This window comes from Aphanizomenon sp. CS-733/32, assembly GCF_028330045.1.
Lineage (GTDB): Bacteria > Cyanobacteriota > Cyanobacteriia > Cyanobacteriales > Nostocaceae > Dolichospermum > Dolichospermum gracile.
In genome coordinates this window covers 1-15,842 of the sequence record NZ_JAQMSE010000110.1, presented here as the reverse complement: position 1 = coordinate 15,842, position 15,842 = coordinate 1, and the positions used below count along the sequence as shown (strand labels likewise).

General features: G+C 37.7%; 11 protein-coding genes. 8 read left to right on the top strand and 3 right to left on the bottom strand.

The window, feature by feature from the left end; translation table 11 throughout:
* Positions 1-121: 121 nt before the first annotated feature.
* The gene (locus tag PN471_RS08325; protein ID WP_271776436.1) at positions 122-247 is read left to right on the top strand and encodes a hypothetical protein; all 126 of its coding nucleotides are present in this window, start codon (positions 122-124) and stop codon (positions 245-247) included.
* Here PN471_RS08325 and PN471_RS08320 read toward each other — a convergent pair.
* Positions 244-951, bottom strand: a complete 708-nt coding sequence (locus PN471_RS08320; protein ID WP_271776437.1) for a hypothetical protein — start codon at positions 949-951, stop codon at positions 244-246. The two genes, PN471_RS08325 and PN471_RS08320, sit on opposite strands and share 4 nt — an antisense overlap.
* An 861-nt stretch (positions 952-1,812) precedes the next feature.
* Here PN471_RS08320 and PN471_RS08315 point away from each other — a divergent pair.
* The 5 genes from PN471_RS08315 (at position 1,813) to PN471_RS08295 (ending at position 8,281) form a co-directional block, all read left to right on the top strand.
* Positions 1,813-4,167: a ribonuclease R family protein gene (locus PN471_RS08315; RefSeq protein ID WP_271776435.1), complete on the top strand. Its 2,355-nt coding sequence runs from the start codon at positions 1,813-1,815 to the stop codon at positions 4,165-4,167.
* Positions 4,168-4,247: 80 nt separating this feature from the next.
* The gene (locus PN471_RS08310) at positions 4,248-4,868 is read left to right on the top strand and encodes a flavin prenyltransferase UbiX (RefSeq protein WP_193893561.1); all 621 of its coding nucleotides are present in this window, start codon (positions 4,248-4,250) and stop codon (positions 4,866-4,868) included.
* 607 nt (positions 4,869-5,475) lie between these two features.
* Positions 5,476-6,111, top strand: a complete 636-nt coding sequence (locus PN471_RS08305) for a LapA family protein (RefSeq protein ID WP_193893558.1) — start codon at positions 5,476-5,478, stop codon at positions 6,109-6,111.
* Positions 6,112-6,287: 176 nt separating this feature from the next.
* Complete coding sequence (locus PN471_RS08300; protein WP_271776434.1) at positions 6,288-6,824, top strand: shikimate kinase; 537 nt, start codon at positions 6,288-6,290, stop codon at positions 6,822-6,824.
* A gap of 290 nt (positions 6,825-7,114) precedes the next feature.
* Positions 7,115-8,281 (top strand): baeRF7 domain-containing protein, encoded by a 1,167-nt coding sequence (locus PN471_RS08295; protein WP_271776433.1) that lies wholly within the window; start codon positions 7,115-7,117, stop codon positions 8,279-8,281.
* Positions 8,282-8,350: 69 nt separating this feature from the next.
* On the opposite strand, the gene PN471_RS08290 is transcribed toward PN471_RS08295, so the two are convergent.
* Entirely contained in the window at positions 8,351-12,169 is a 3,819-nt protein-coding gene (locus tag PN471_RS08290) for an Eco57I restriction-modification methylase domain-containing protein (protein WP_271776432.1), read from the bottom strand.
* Between the two features lie 144 nt (positions 12,170-12,313).
* Complete coding sequence (locus PN471_RS08285; protein ID WP_271776431.1) at positions 12,314-14,641, bottom strand: putative PEP-binding protein; 2,328 nt, start codon at positions 14,639-14,641, stop codon at positions 12,314-12,316.
* A 128-nt stretch (positions 14,642-14,769) separates the two neighbouring features.
* Between PN471_RS08285 and PN471_RS08280 the strand changes: the two genes are divergently transcribed.
* Both PN471_RS08280 and PN471_RS08275 read left to right on the top strand, forming a co-directional pair.
* Positions 14,770-15,228: an MgtC/SapB family protein gene (locus tag PN471_RS08280; RefSeq protein WP_271776430.1), complete on the top strand. Its 459-nt coding sequence runs from the start codon at positions 14,770-14,772 to the stop codon at positions 15,226-15,228.
* A 143-nt stretch (positions 15,229-15,371) separates the two neighbouring features.
* Entirely contained in the window at positions 15,372-15,719 is a 348-nt protein-coding gene (locus tag PN471_RS08275; protein WP_271776429.1) for a type II toxin-antitoxin system VapC family toxin, read from the top strand.
* Positions 15,720-15,842 lie beyond the last annotated feature (123 nt).

Here is a 15,842-nt window from a genome sequence, read left to right as displayed (position 1 = left end):
GCCTACAAAACAAAAAACAAATCTCAAAACCAAAGAACCGTGGGGCGCACGGTCTTAAAGCTCAGTTAATGTCCTCATAGAGGAGTCACTGAGAAGCCCACACTCACCTGAAAGGGAGTGTGTGGAGTACGTCACCAAGTTTACGAGTATTAAGCGGATAGTGGTTGTGGTGACGGCGATCGCTGTTAAAGTTAAAGTTAAAATAATTTTTATAGTTAACGTTTTCAGCAAACCCTACTTAATTTAAAATCCCGCAATGGGGTCTGGTTGGGATTTGAGATAAGTGAGAAAATTTCGGAGTTCTTCTTCACTCAGGAGCGAACGTCCTCGTTTACTGTAGGTTTTGACTAGGTAATCTTTTCCTTGTTCTGGTGTCCAGCCTAAGCGCTCGATTTCCACGTCTGTTTGAGCAATAACATCAGATAAGTTAACTGGTTCGTTGCGTCTTTTGTTTTTACCAATGGCTGACTGGACACTAGCGTCTTCGTAAGCAGTGTAACTCCGAGGGGTGAACGGTGTCACATTGCTGGGAGGGACTTCTGCTAAGGGTGGATATTCTGGTTCTGGATGGGGGAATATTTCTGGTTTTGTAATTTGAGGATTAATTTGCTCTTCTAGAAAGGGCGGTGTAGATGTTGGTGTGGTGGTGTGGCTGACTGGAGGAAGAGGTTTTGATTCCTGTAAAGTAGGTTTGATGAGTGGTGGAGTCACTGATGGTGAAGCTGATTTTGTGGCTTCTACTGGGAGGTTTGTGATGCCTAAAACTGTGAATGCTCTATCTCTGGCTTGGTCTTCTGCTGCTTCCACTGTTTCTGCTCCTGCCATACCTGTTGCCCGGGTGATGCCTTCGAGTTGTATACTAACACGGACGATATATTTCCCTTGAAAAATTTCTATTAGTTCTGAGATAATACTGCCGTTGGGGTACAAGTTCTGGAATTGTGCCAACATAATGCTTTCAACCATTTTTATCTAAATTTTCCTAATAACGTCGGTTCTTAATTAGGGAACAGGGAATGAGTCAAGAATTTTTCTCCATTACCAATTACCAATTACCAATTACCAATCCCCTAGACAAAACCCTATATTTCAATATAAAGTTTTACTGAGAACTAAGCACTCACAATTTTAAATATGTTCTGATACTAGCAGTTGTTCAGCACAAATTGTTGTCTATCTTTAAATGCTATACTAATTACCCAATTAGATATCTAGAAGTATTTTTAAAGAAGTGCGCTCTAAATCTACTATCCTTATGATCAAGATAAGGTTTGCCCTCGTTGCCTGTGTTTTACTGCTTACCTGATTGTTACCGATTCTACATAAGGGAGAATTGGGTTTTCAGCGGTTTCTGCTGGTGAAGACATGGCTAATGCCACGTTATGTTATCAGATGCTGATGGCGTGAAATTACCTTATATCTAAACTATCGAACACCTGTGGTTAAGCCAGTTTGTAGCTTGTGGATGGGATAGAGAGTTCTCCAAACCAAGTCTCTCACTCATCCATTATCTAATTACTTAGTGTTTAATTATTGAGTATCAGGAGTGCATGGTGAAGATTGTTTAGATCAAGTCAAGGGTCACGCAAGCAAACTCTGAGATTGTCGTGCAGTGAGAAGTCAACGCAGGGGCTTCCGCTGACAATGACTGTGGCTAATGCCACGCCGCGCTATGAGCGGACTTGCCTTGAAGACGAAACACTACCCAAGGGCGAAATTCGTACAGCAGCAAGTGTCTGTAAACCGTGAGGGGATACAGTAAAGGCCAGATTCGACAACAAATGATGTTTTGACCAAAGGTCGGTTCACTGCATGGAATTTTCAATCGCTACACTTCTTGCCAATTTTACAGATGATAAATTGGTGGCTCGTAAAGTCCTAGAAAAGAAACTGGGTTGTGAGGATGAAGAAAGTCTAGAAAAACTCCAAATTACTTTGGATGTGTTAGAAAAAATTGGGCTTTTGGTGAAGGAACGGGGGAAATATCGCCGCGTTACCGAAGAGGGCTTAATTGAGGCGAAACTACGTTGCTCTAGTAAGGGCTTTTGTTTTGCGATTCAAGATAGCGAAGGCTCAGAGGATATTTACATCCGCGAAAGTCATTTGAGTAATGCATGGAATGGCGATCGCGTTTTAGTGAGAGTCCTCAAGGAAGGTAGCCGGCGGCGATCGCCTGAAGGTGAGGTGAAGTTGATTATGGAGCGGTCTAATCATACTTTACTCGCCAGAATTAAGCAGGTAGAGGAAGGGTTTCGGGCTGTTCCTTTGGATGACAGATTGCTGTTTGAATTGAAACTACAACTCAACAACATGAAGCTAGAGGAAGCTATTGACCATTTGGCTCACGTAGAAATCCTCCGCTATCCCTTGGCACAATATCCTCCTTTGGGTAGAGTTGTGCAAATTCTGGGTAGTGATGCTGAAGCGGCAGCGGATATAGATTTAGTCACTTGTAAACATGATTTATCCCGAACTTTTCCCGATTCGATCCTCGATGCGGCGGCGAAATTACCCAAGAGACTCCTGAAAGCAGACCTGAAAAATCGCCTGGATTTACGTGATGTTTTTACCTTCACTATTAAGAGTACCAACGGTGATGAGTCGGTGGTAGAAAATGCCTTTAGTGTCGAAAAAATTAGCGCTGACAATTGGCGATTAATTTTTCACATTACGGATGTTTCCCACTATATTCAAGCGGATGAAGCTTTGGACAGGGAAGCACTCAAACGTGGTAAGTCAGTTTATCTAGGAGAGTTATTATTGCCGATGTTACCAGCAGCGGTGACAGAACGGTGTTCTTTAGTGCCTGGGAGCGATCGCTTGGCTCTTTCTTTGATCATCACCATTAACCCTGAATCGGGACAAGTGGAGGAGTGGGAAATTCAACCGAGTGTGATGAATGTAGATGTAGCTGTCAGTCAAAGGGAGACAGAAAGCATCCTCGCCGGTGAAAGCAGCAAAGTAGCGGCCGTCGTCCAGGAAAAATTAGCAGATTTGCAGACGTTAGCTAAAGCTATTAAACAGGTACGCTTACAGCGCGGTAGTTTACAGTTGAATCTCCCCCCTAGTCATAACCCCTATTATGATGAGGGATCAATGGGATCTGTCGTCTTGAATGACTTACCTGGGCGATCGCTGATTACAGAGTTGGTAATATTAGTAAATCAACTCATGGCTGATCACCTCAGCGCCTTGGGGATTCCTAGTTTATGGCGAGTTCAAGGCACACCTGATCCCGAAGATGTTCAGGAAATGCTCAAACTAGCTGTTAATTTAGGTGTGGAATTGGGACTAGATCCAGAATTAGAAATCCAACCCCTAGATTATCAACACTTGACCGGTGCTTTTGCCGATTCCCCCTCGGAACAAGTTCTCACCTATTTATTACAAGACACCCTCAAGCCGTCTGTCTACAGCACCACCAAAGGTTCTCATTTTGGACTGGCTTTATCCCAATATGTCCACATTACCGCCCCCTTACGTCGTTATCCAGACATCCTCTTGCAACGGGTGTATCATCACTTAATAGAACATGGGCGCGATCGCCGGAATACCCGCGTCAAGGATCGGATTAACCTGCGCCATTCCAATTGTCACGAAGAAATCAATTGGAACGTTCTCCCCCCAGAACTGCACCAAGAAATCCAAAGTGACTTAACCAGAGTCATTGTGCAAATTAATGACCGTGAAAAAGAAGTGCAAGAAGCTGAAGCCGATTTAGCCGGACTGCAAAAAGCTTCCTTAATGAAACAACGCATTGGCGAAGTATTTCCAGGGGTGATCACCGGTGTTCAATCCTACGGTTTCTTTGTGGAAATTGAAGTCCCAGTAGAATCGTCCACAGAAACCAATCTCGCTAATACCTTACGGGTAGAAGGACTAGTTCACGTCAGTTCCCTCAAAGACGATTGGTATGAATATCGAGCCAGACAACAGGCTTTATTTGGGCGGAAAAATCGAGCTTCCTACCGATTAGGTGATAGCTGTATGGTACAAGTCAAAAGTGTTGATTACTACCGTCAACAAATTGATCTTGTCACCGTTGGCGCTGATGGTTTACCCAAAAGTATGGGCGCAAATGGTAACAATGAAGATGACGATACGGGAGACATTTATTCACCCAATAAAACTGACCCTTTTGATCAAGAACCCTATGATGAGGAATAGTCAGTTGTCAGTTGTTCTTTGCTGTGAATCAATAACCAATCACCAATCACCAATCACCAACGACCAATGACCAATGACTAATGACCAATAACACAAAACCTTTAATCCTGGGCGTAACAGGTGCATCCGGTCTGATTTACGCTGTTCGCGCCCTCAAATTTCTCTTAGCAGCGGAATATCAGATTGAACTGGTAGCCTCTAAATCAACTTACATAGTTTGGCAAGCAGAACAGGAAATCCGAATGCCAGCAGAGCCAGATAAACAAGAGCAATTTTGGCGACAACAAGCCGGAGTTCCCGAACAGGGGAAACTTCGGTGTCATCCTTGGAGTGATGTTGGTGCTGGTATTGCCAGCGGTTCTTTCCGAACTTTGGGGATGATCATTATGCCTTGTAGTATGAGTACAGTTGCCAAACTGGCTGGGGGACTTAGTTCGGATTTACTAGAACGAGCCGCAGATGTCCAAATTAAAGAAGGACGTAAACTGGTAATTGTCCCCAGAGAAACTCCTTTTAGCTTAATTCACCTGCGGAACTTAACGACCTTAGCGGAAACTGGCGTGAGGATTGTCCCCGCTATTCCTGCTTGGTATCACAACCCTCAAACCATTGAGGATTTAGTTGATTTTGTGGTTGCTCGCGCCCTAGATCAACTAGATATTGACTGTGTATCAATTCAGCGCTGGCAAGGTCATCTATAGCAGGAGTCAGGAGTCAGAAGTCAGGAGTCAGGAGGTAAGAATCTCTTACCATAAGGCTTTTACTGTAGATTCTGTATCTCATTCAAGTGCATACCGCTATATAGGGGCTGCGGAATAAACCTAGAACTGAGATATATCAAGAGTTTGAAGGTAAAAAAGGTGAAATAAGTGCAAGGAATAAGGGTGGAAATTAGCAAAAACCTATCACTTTACCAGATTTAATACTATTCTTCTCTTCTTCTAATTCTTCCTCCTGACTCCTAGCCCATGACTTACGTCACGCTGCGCTATCACAGACAACTTTTTCAGCAAACCCTAAGTAGAGTAACGTAAATAATTAAAGGTTTGTAGTAAAGTCTTTAGACCTGAAAGTAGGGCTAAAACCCTTGCTAAGAGCCAATTTCAGAATCTGTTAACTTACTTAACATAGTTCTATTTATTTTCGCCTACCTACTTATATAGCAATTAAAAATTGACAATTAAAAATTAAAAACGGAATCACTAAATTTTTAATTTTTAATTCTATTTAACTTGTTTGTGACAATAGCTATTTTCATCTGTTTTCTTCTGGTGTATTCTCAAATTTTGCTGTAATTTTAAATTCGTTATGGCTGCAATTCGCTTAATTATCTTAGTGACGGCAATGCTAGGACTAATAATAATATTAGTTCAAAATTTGTCGCCCTCACTGCCACTAGTATTTTTGGGAATGCGAAGTCAGGCATTACCATTAGCATTGTGGATTTTATTGAGCATAACTGCTGGTATTTTTACATCTTTAATAATTACTAAATTATTAAAATTCGCCACTGATTTAAATTTACAAGCACAACAACCTATCCCCAAATCAGTTTCGACTTCACCCCGTGTCAGACAAAATCCGCCTCCGCCTAAAAGTCCGTCACCCCCAGTTAATCAAGCTGATGATGAATTTGACGATTGGGACACAAATCGGGATCAAGATGATTGGAATGACGGAGAAGATTCACAACCAGAACAAAAAACTTCTGCTAGTCCACAAAGTTCTAATTCTCGCCCTAGTTCTGTTTATTCCTATAGTTCTCAATCACCGAAAAATACTGCTGTAGGTAAAACTGAATCAGTTTATGATGCTGATTATCGAGTTATTATCCCCCCTTATCAAGAATCAGGGAAAAATCAAGTAACAGATGATGATGACTGGGATTTTTTTGAAGATGATGATTTTGAGGATGATGAGGAAAATAAACCACAAAAACCCTAACAGGACTTACGCAACCGGCACATTGGTAAGGTGCGTCAGACGGTATAAATCCTGCAAATAAACAGATTATTGATATCTGACGCACCCTACAACAGATTTTTTGTGTGACACTTGCCTAAGTCCTAGCTAATTTAAGCTTAAATAATAAATAATAATTTGACAGGAGAAAAATAATTGTGATTGATATCTTAAAAGGAGTTAACCTCTACTTAATTGGGATGATGGGAGTTGGGAAAACAACGGTAGGAAAATTAATCGCCGAGGAAATTGGTTATAGATTTGTTGATACAGATGAAATCATAGTTAAAGCCGCGGGTAAATCTATTAACGAAATATTTGCCGAAAATGGTGAAGCAGAGTTTCGTCAACTAGAGAGTGATGTCTTAGCTCAAGTTTGTGCCTATACTAAATTGGTTGTGGCTACTGGTGGAGGTATTGTCATGCAGCAACAGAATTGGAGTTACCTCCATCATGGTTTGATAATTTGGTTGGATGCACCAATACAAATCATCTTACAGCGATTGGCGGCAGACGATACTAGACCACTTTTACAAGATGCTGATATGGAAAGTAAATTGCGATCGCTTTTGGAACAACGTCAGCCAATGTACTCCCAAGCTGATTTACATATTACTATTAACGCGACCGAAACACCAGAAGAAATTGCCACACGCATCCTAGCCACAATTCCCAGTATTCTCAAACAGCAATAATTCTTTTTTCAGAGGATGGGAATTACAAATTTTGATGAAGTACAAATTTATCTGCGTTTATCTGCGTCCATCTTCTTCCATCTGCGGTTACTTATTTCTTGTTGTACCCCACTTGAATATAAAATCCCCGACTTCTTAGAGAAGTCGGGGATCTGACTCTTGCAATGTTCACATCTATAAAAAGGAATAGGAAGCGGGTAATTTCTTGTCAAAAGAAAGATGCAGAATTTCCACATCAAGAGTTGAATTGAATCTAGATTCTATCATTATCCTCAACGGGGATAAAATCTATGACTATATTTTCTCTTGATGAACTCAAAAATCTAGTCCAAAATCCTGAGTATCCATGCGTTTCTCTCTATCTACCTATGGAAAAACTAGGCGGAGAAACACGACAAAATCCAATTCGGTTTAAAAATTTAATTCGAGAAGCTGAAAATCGCTTAGATGAAATGGGGTTACGCCATGCTGAAACTGTAAATTTGCTCAAACCAGCAATGGAATTAGACAATACTGATTTTTGGGAAATTCAGAATCAAGGATTGGTAATTTTTAGTTCCCCCAATCTATTTCGTTACTATTGTCTACCAATTTCTTGTCCCCAATTAGTGGTTGTGGGCAAAAATTTCCACATTAAACCCTTACTAAATTTGATTAATAATGATGGAAAATTCTATATTCTAGCCTTGAGTCAAAATCATGTCAAATTTTACTCAGGAACGCGCTACAAACTCGAGGAGATAGCAGTAGAAAATATGCCTCAAAATCTGGCGGAAACACTTCTAGAGGATGAATTTCAAAAAGGTGTACAGCACAGAGTCGGTACTCCTAGAAGTGTAAGTTATGCCGCTCAAAAACCGGGTTCTGTCCATGGACAGGGTAGTTCAGATCGGGAAAAACATGAGCGAGAGATTTTAAATTTTTGTTATGCTGTTGATACTGCATTACATGAAACTTTACGAGATGAAAAAGCACCTTTAATATTAGCAGGAGTAGATTATTTATTACCAATTTACCAAAAGGCTAACACCTATCCACATTTTTTAGAAACAGGTATTACTGGTAATGTAGAACTTCTCAAAACCCAAGAATTAAATCAGGCAGCTTGGGAAATTGTTGCTCCTTTATTTCAACGAGAATATGAGGATCTAATGGCTGTTTATCTGCAACTAGCTGGGGAAGAAAGTAATAAAATTGCCAATGATATCAAAACAATTGTTCCCGCTGCATATTATCAAAGAGTTGATACTTTATTTGTGCCTGAAAAAGAATATATATGGGGTAAATTTGATTTACCAACTGCTACAGTTGAGTTACATCCAGAACCAACGCCAGAGGATGAAGATATGTTAGATTTTGCCGTGATTCACACCATGTTAAATGGTGGTAGAGTATATAGTCTGGAGCCAGAAGCAATGCCTCGTGGAGTCAAAGTGGCGGCTATTTGCCGATATTAATTTTCAGCGTCAGATCCCTGACTTCTTGAAGAAGTCGGGGATATTATTAGCAGTTACTAGGAATTGAAATTACAACACAACTTTTAAAGCTTGTTCAATAATATCTACATATTCCTCTACGTTATACATCCGGTAAGCTTTTTTGTCAATTTGATTTTTAATTTCTATTTGCCTAAGTAAAACTGTTTCTAAATCTGATCTACCTACTTCTTGCTGAACTCTTTGTTCAATAATTTCTAAAGTACGAAGATTACTAAATCTATCTTCGTCATATTTATTAACTTTTAAAACATCAAAAGTAATATTAACTAAGTTTCCTATTTCCCGCGATAATTTTTGTTTACGACGGAAAGATGAATCAAATTCAGTTAAATAAATCAATCTTGCTAATATATATCTCCGTAAATAGGGGTTACGAATATTCACATTAGCTATTTCTATCCATTTTCGATCACCTTCTTTCCAATCTTCATCATCAGTTACCTCTCCCCAAATAATATATCCATTTGCAGTGGGTTCAATTTTCAATTCCAGTAAATGTCCTTCTTCATTAGCATGAGAACTTTCCCATTCAATATCAACAGCATAATCACTAGATAATTTATGATATTCAGTTAATAATACTTCTTTACTAGGAATTTTTGCAGCTTTAGATTCATAAATTGTGATAATTTGATAGCGACTTTGCCAAATTTCATGCGCTTCACGACTTAATTTAAGTAACTCTTGATAGTCATCATGATTTTCTTCATTCAACTGAGGAATTGGTAAATCACCAACTTGATTTTCAAAATATTCAAACATTCCTTTACCTGTGAGTTTTCCAATTCCACCTAATGCACGATAGCGGAATTCTAAAACTTGAGAATTGAGTAAAGCACAGATATAGTAAAGGATATTAACATCAATATTTCCACATTTTATATAAGCAGCTACATCACTTTTAAACCCGCAAATTCCCTGTTCATCAACAAAAAACTTATTAGAACTTGCACGACGAGGAAATAAAATTTTTGCATCTCTCATACCATGACGTGGCCGATGCAAATGAAACCATTTATAACTACTGGTTTTATTTCTATAAACATCTCTACTTTCTAATTCTAACTTATTTTTTTGTAAATATGTTTTTATAGCTTTAGGTAATTCTTCCCATTCAGTTTGATGAGTATAATACAAAATTTGAGTTTCTGGAGGTTCACAACCATAGGAATTAATAGAAGAAATAGATACTCTTTGTAAGTAGTAATTCTCTGGAAATTTTGTATTAAATTGTCCTTCAAAAATAGAATCACGTCCTGTAGTAATACCTTCTGTATAACGTACCCAATCTATTTCTCTTAACTTGATACCAGATTCATCAATTGTATTAAAAATATCATTATATGGAGATATTTGCCAACGATTATCATCTAATTCAGATTGTGTGATATTTACCTGAGTTACACCTTGGGTTAAATGTAAAGAACAATCATCACTCATAAAAGTATTTTTGACAATATCAAGATCCAGGACATAAAAGGTAGTAAAAGTATCTTCTGGTTGAGGTTTTTTTCTTTGAAATTCAATAATACAAGTAGCAATTCCCGCTTTAAAGACTTGATGACCTAAGAAATCAATAATATTGACTATTTTCGTATTTTTACAGATAAATTCTCGTAAACTTCTAGATTTATCACCTTGAATGAAAGCACGAGAAATAATAAAAGTTAAATAACCATCTGCTTTTAAAATTTCAAACCCTCGACGGAAGAAATAAAACAAAATATCTGTTTTATCAGTGTAAATATCAACATAAGCATATTTGAGCCATTTTAATTCTAATGCACCTCTACCAAATGTTGAATCAACATTAAAATAAGGAGGATTACCAATGATGACAGAAAAACCTTGTTCTGACTTTGGTAATCTAGGATCAAAAATATGGGAAAATTCAACTTCCCAATTAAATGGACGTTTAATAATTACCTCTTCTTTAGCTGTTTCTAAACTCATGAGTTCAGATTTAACTCTCGCTAATTCAGCAGATGTCCAATTTTCTAAAGTTTGTTCAGAATTGATATCTTCTGTGATAAATTCTCGTATTGCTTCTATTTCTGCTACTTCAGCTTCTCTGTTTTTAATTAAGTAAATTACTGAATTGATACTTTCATCACTAGCAAAAAACGCAGTTAAAACAGAATTAATTTGTTGATTAATAGTTACAATTGTATTTTCTAAATTACTAACTGCTTGATTTCTTTCTATTTCACTTTGATTAGGATCTCTAGCAATATTAGCCAAATCTGCAACTATTGTTAATTGTTGGTAAAAAGGTTCTAAATTAGCGGGACTATGAATTAAACTATCCCCAACCCGAATATTTAAAGTGAGTGCTGGTAAATGAGAATAGATAGAACCATTGCGTCTACCATATTCTCCAGGACGCGCACGTAATAATCTTGTCCATAGTGATAATTTTGCTAATAATACTGCTTGGGGATCTCGATCTACTCCATGCAGCATTTTGACTAAAATTTGTTCTTCAGGATTAATAATTGGTTGTACTGATACATGAGTAAATAAATCAAAATTATCAGGAATTTTAGCTGTTTGACAAGCTTGGTTATAACGTTTTATTTCTGTTAACAAATAATCAAATGCACCTAATAAGAATGAACCTGAACCACAAGCAGGATCAAGAACTGTAATTTCTAAAACTGATGCTGCTACTAAATAAGCTTGTTGTAATTCACCAATTTCTAGGAATTGAATGGCTTGATCAATTTTAGGTTGTACTAAGGGCTGTAAAGTTTGATAAACAATTTGACGAACTATATAGTTAGGAGTATAAAAAATACCTTCTTTTTTGCGAGTTTTTTGATTTTCTAAAATTTGCACAACATCGCTAACGAGAGTTAATTGATGGGCTAAAAATTGTTCATAAGCAGTACCTAATATATCCTGGGTTAAGGTGGTAAAATCATAGTTATAAATTGAACGATAATTAGCTAATGTTCCGGTAATTGTATAAAGTATGCCTTCCTGTGGTACTGCATTAATGACAATAATTGATTCTAAATATTCAACATCAATTGTTAATTCATCAATCCAAGAAGGTTGAAATAGCTCAGTATTATAGTCTAACCATGTACTACGAAATGCTTGTCTAAGTTGGTCAATAAATGGCAAATTTGGAAAAGTTTGTTGCCAGTTATAATAAACTCTACCCAGATAATTAAAGGGCATTTCTCGGCTAAATGTCTCTAAAAGTCTAATTAATAGAAAACGATTTAAAATGATTTGCGCTGCTTCACGAATTTTCTCTAAACTTAAATTAGGTTGGGATTTTTTAATGCCATTAGCAATAATTACGCGCCAAATTTTTAAATCTGCTAGAAATTTTGTTCCTAATTCTTCTCTAGTTTTTTCACTATAAAATGCTTCTAAACGGTTACTAGATAAATTTTCACGACTTAAACAAGTATATACTCTATTTACTAGTTCAGGATCATTTTTTAGCTGCTCAAGTGTAAATGACCAAAAGGGTTTTCTATCTTGTAATCTTAAAATGTGCCATTCCCGAAAATTAGATAAAATAATCCACAGTACAGGTTCTTGTGTACCAATATCTAAACTATAGTTTCTCAGGTAATCTAAAACTTGTTGTGTATTGGTTTCCCAGATATTTTTGTCCCATAAACTTTTAGCTTCAAACATCAATTTTGGATGTTTTCCTACTTCATTACGTAATAAATAATCTACCCATGTAGTAGTGCCAATTAAGCTGCGAATTGATCCTTCAAGTGTCCGATATTCTGTTGTATAACCTAGTGCATCCAGAAAAGGGACAATCAGACTATCTTTTGTATTTTCTTCTGGTTTACCAGTCCGAGATGAAGCCAGCATAGTTTGTGCTGTCGTTATTAAATTAGTCAGATGTTGTTGAAATTTTGGGAATGACATTTATATAAAAATCAATGAACTATGGGGATTGCTATATTATCTATAATAGTTGTTTTTTATGTTATTGATGATAGAATTAAAGAAAATTTACAAATTTCCTAGTTGCTTGCGTGCTGCGGCTAAAATTAATCTTTGTTCAGCACGAGCGATCGCTTGATAAGTCCTTTCCACTGCTTCCGGTTCTACAGAAATAGAACTAATCCCCCATTCTATTAATTTATCAATCATTTCTGGATAAAGCACCGGAGCTTGACCACAGATAGAACAGGAAATACCCCCAGCTTGAGACATTTTAATTAATTGAGATATTGCACCCATCACTGCTGGATGACTTTCATCAAGATATTTCGAGCCTATTCCTGGTTTTCCCTGTTCTCGATCTATTCCTAACAATAATTGTGTTAAATCATTTGTGCCAATGGAAATACCCATCACACCAGCTTTAATATATTCAGGTAATAGAAATAATACACTAGGAACTTCTGCCATCATCCATAATTGAAACTGGGATATTTGCATTAACCCAGCTTGTTCAACCTTGTGACGACAAAATACAAATTCTTCAACACTGCGGACAAAAGGTAATAGCAAATTAATATTTCTATAGCCAGATGCTTGAACTATCGCTAAAGCTTGTAATTCTAATTCAAAAACCGCCGGATTTTGTATATAGCTGAAAATACCGCGATCGCTGATAATTGATGACTTTGATAATGGGGTATCTGTACTCAATGATGGCAAATCATGAGGTAGCCAATCTAAAGACCGATAAAAAATCGGTCTGGGTGAAAAAGCACGGGCAAACTGCATAATTTGCTTAGATAATAACTCTAATAATTCCGCTTCTCTTCCGGCTTTCAACCATTCTTGAGGATGTTTTTTCTCCAGAATATTTAACATCATTAATTCTGAACGCAATAATCCCACCCCATCCACAGGTAAACCTTTTACTTGTTTAATTAATCGTTCTTGACTCAGATTTATGAGTAACTTAGTCGCAATTATGGGTAAATTGATTGGCTGATAATTGACAATTTTTTCCTCTTTAATTAATCCTTCTATCTCCTCACTAGGAAAATTTTCTTCATCACCTGTGAGCCGATATACTTCTCCCTTATCACCATCTATTAATAATTTTTCACCTGCTTGTAAAATAGTTGTTGCACCAGTGGCACTCACCACCGCAGGAATACCCAACTCTCTGGCTAAAATCGCTCCATGACTAGTTAATCCCCCTTGTTCTGTAATAATCCCCGCAACGCCTTGTAGCAAGGGTAAACAATCAGGAGTAATCATTGGGGCGATGAGAATTACGCCTGTAGGAACTTGGATTGCTGTTTGTGATGAATTAAAAATATGGGCATTAGCAATAATTCTCCCTCTGGCTGCCCCAACGCCTTGAATAAATTGCACACTCTTATTTACAGATTGGGGAACAGTGACTTCTGTAATATAGAGTTTTGTGGCTAAAGATTCTTTGGCAACTGTCCATTTCATAGTTAAAGTTGCACCTAATTCACTGACTATTTGATTGCCTACAGTAATTAATTCTTGCAAAAATTCCTCTGGCAAAGCATATTCTTGTTGTTGAGATTCTTCCAGAACATACGCTAGTAAGAAATCAGTATCTAATGTTGGTTGCAGTTGTTCATCTGTAAAAGCATTACCATGATTAAGACGATACGCCAACATTTTATTACCCAATTGTCGTTCTATGACTGCGCCGGTTTTTGGTTCTATGTAGTAAACATCTGGTAATACTTCACCGTTGGTAATTGCTAGTCCTAAACCCCAAGTAGCTTCAATATCCCATGCCGATGATTTAGTATTGATTACACCAGAAGCGATCGCATTGTCAACTGGTTGCACTAACACCCCTAAATTAATGCTAGGCAAACTAATCCCCGCACTGTGCCAATATAGTAAACTTCTCGCCCGGAATAACTGACTCCAAAGCAGCTTTAAAGCTTCACCTATTTCCTCTTCTTCACAAGGACAAAATACTGGTTCTAATAACCCAGATACATTTTTCATTTCTTGGTTATTTGATATTGCCAAACTGGGACGCAAAATTAAACTGCTTCTTTGCCATTGTCTGGCTGCTTGAAAAATTGTCCTCACCCAATGAGGTGGCACAGTCGCTGAGATAATTTCCTGACGTAAGCGCCCGGCTACCTGTTGCAGTTGTCGCCAATTATGTACATCTAAATGTAGAGAAGAATAGGGTAAATCAGCAATTAACGACTCTGAACTATTGAGAGTTTCTAGGAATTGCCGTAAAACATCCGCTTCTACCACAAAACCAGGCAGAACAGGATAGCCCTGCTGTTTAATCTTACTTAAATAAAACGCCTGAACGCCAACCTTGGGGCGGTCTTGTAGTTTAATTTGGTCAAGCCAATAGAGTTTATCCACTCAATTTATTAAATAATATTTATTACATACTTTTTGTTACTATATTACCAATTAGTATGGACAATACACCCATATTTTATGACTAATTTCACAAATTTCCCTATCAAACTATTTACCACCAACAGAACTTGATTAACCCTTACTATATTGCCAGTAGTGACTGGCTAAACATCGGTTTTCGTCTGTGTTTCGCCTTGTTTATTGGGGCTATAATTGGCTTAGAACGACAACTAAAAAATAAACCGGCTGGTTTAAGAACCCATATGTTAGTCAGTTTAGGTTCATCTGTGTTTACTCTGATTGCTATCCAAACAGGTGGAACACAACTTAGTGCTGATGCTATTAGTCGTGTAGTTCAAGGTATCGCTGCTGGAGTGGGGTTTTTAGGCGCTGGGGAGATTTTGCGTCAATCTTCCCAATCATCAAAATCTCCAGAAGTTCACGGATTAACTTCTGCTGCTGCAATTTGGGTATCCGCTGCTTTGGGAATTGCGGCTGGGTGTGGTTTATGGCAATTAGGATTAATGGGCGCTGTTCTAACTGTAATCATTCTACACATTTTTAAAAGACTAGAAAAATTTAATTAAGTAGGTGAACAGAAAAATTTATATGACATTAATTGCCTTTTTCACCCAGATTAGGACGGCTGATAATTAACAATTGTACCCCACCATCAGCTGTATTAATAGCCAATACAGGAGATTAACGCTATGTTTTATGGAAAAGGTTAATGGGGTTTTTATTAGATACCCATGTTTTATTGTGGTGGTTAGCAAATGACCCAAAGTTGTCGGCAGATGTGCGAGAAATTATTAGAAATCCAGTCAATGATAGTTTTGTTAGCGCAGCAACAATATGGGAAATAGCGATTAAAACTTCGTTAGGAAAGTTGAAGCAACCCGATGATTTGTTGGCGGTGCTTCGGGATAATCGGTTTGAAGTTTTGGATATTTCGGCAGAGCATTGTTTGAATGTGGGTAGTTTGCCTTGGCATCATAAAGACCCGTTTCATAGGATGTTAATTTCTCAAGCTTTGGTGGAAGGTTTAACAATAATTACGGTAAGTAGAGTAACGTAAATAATTAAAGGTTTGTAGTAAGGTCTTTAGACCTGAAAGTAGGGCTAAAGCCCTAACTACGAGCCAATTTCAGAATCTGTTAACTTACTTAACATAGTTCTATTTATTTTTGTCTACCTACTT

Coding starts and splice junctions, on each gene's coding strand:
- PN471_RS08320 (WP_271776437.1), bottom strand. CDS start 951: ATGTTGGCACAATTCCAGAACTTGTACCCCAACGGCAGTATTATCTCA.
- PN471_RS08315 (WP_271776435.1), top strand. CDS start 1,813: ATGGAATTTTCAATCGCTACACTTCTTGCCAATTTTACAGATGATAAA.
- PN471_RS08310 (WP_193893561.1), top strand. CDS start 4,248: ATGACCAATAACACAAAACCTTTAATCCTGGGCGTAACAGGTGCATCC.
- PN471_RS08305 (WP_193893558.1), top strand. CDS start 5,476: ATGGCTGCAATTCGCTTAATTATCTTAGTGACGGCAATGCTAGGACTA.
- PN471_RS08295 (WP_271776433.1), top strand. CDS start 7,115: ATGACTATATTTTCTCTTGATGAACTCAAAAATCTAGTCCAAAATCCT.
- PN471_RS08290 (WP_271776432.1), bottom strand. CDS start 12,169: ATGCTGGCTTCATCTCGGACTGGTAAACCAGAAGAAAATACAAAAGAT.
- PN471_RS08275 (WP_271776429.1), top strand. CDS start 15,372: ATGGGGTTTTTATTAGATACCCATGTTTTATTGTGGTGGTTAGCAAAT.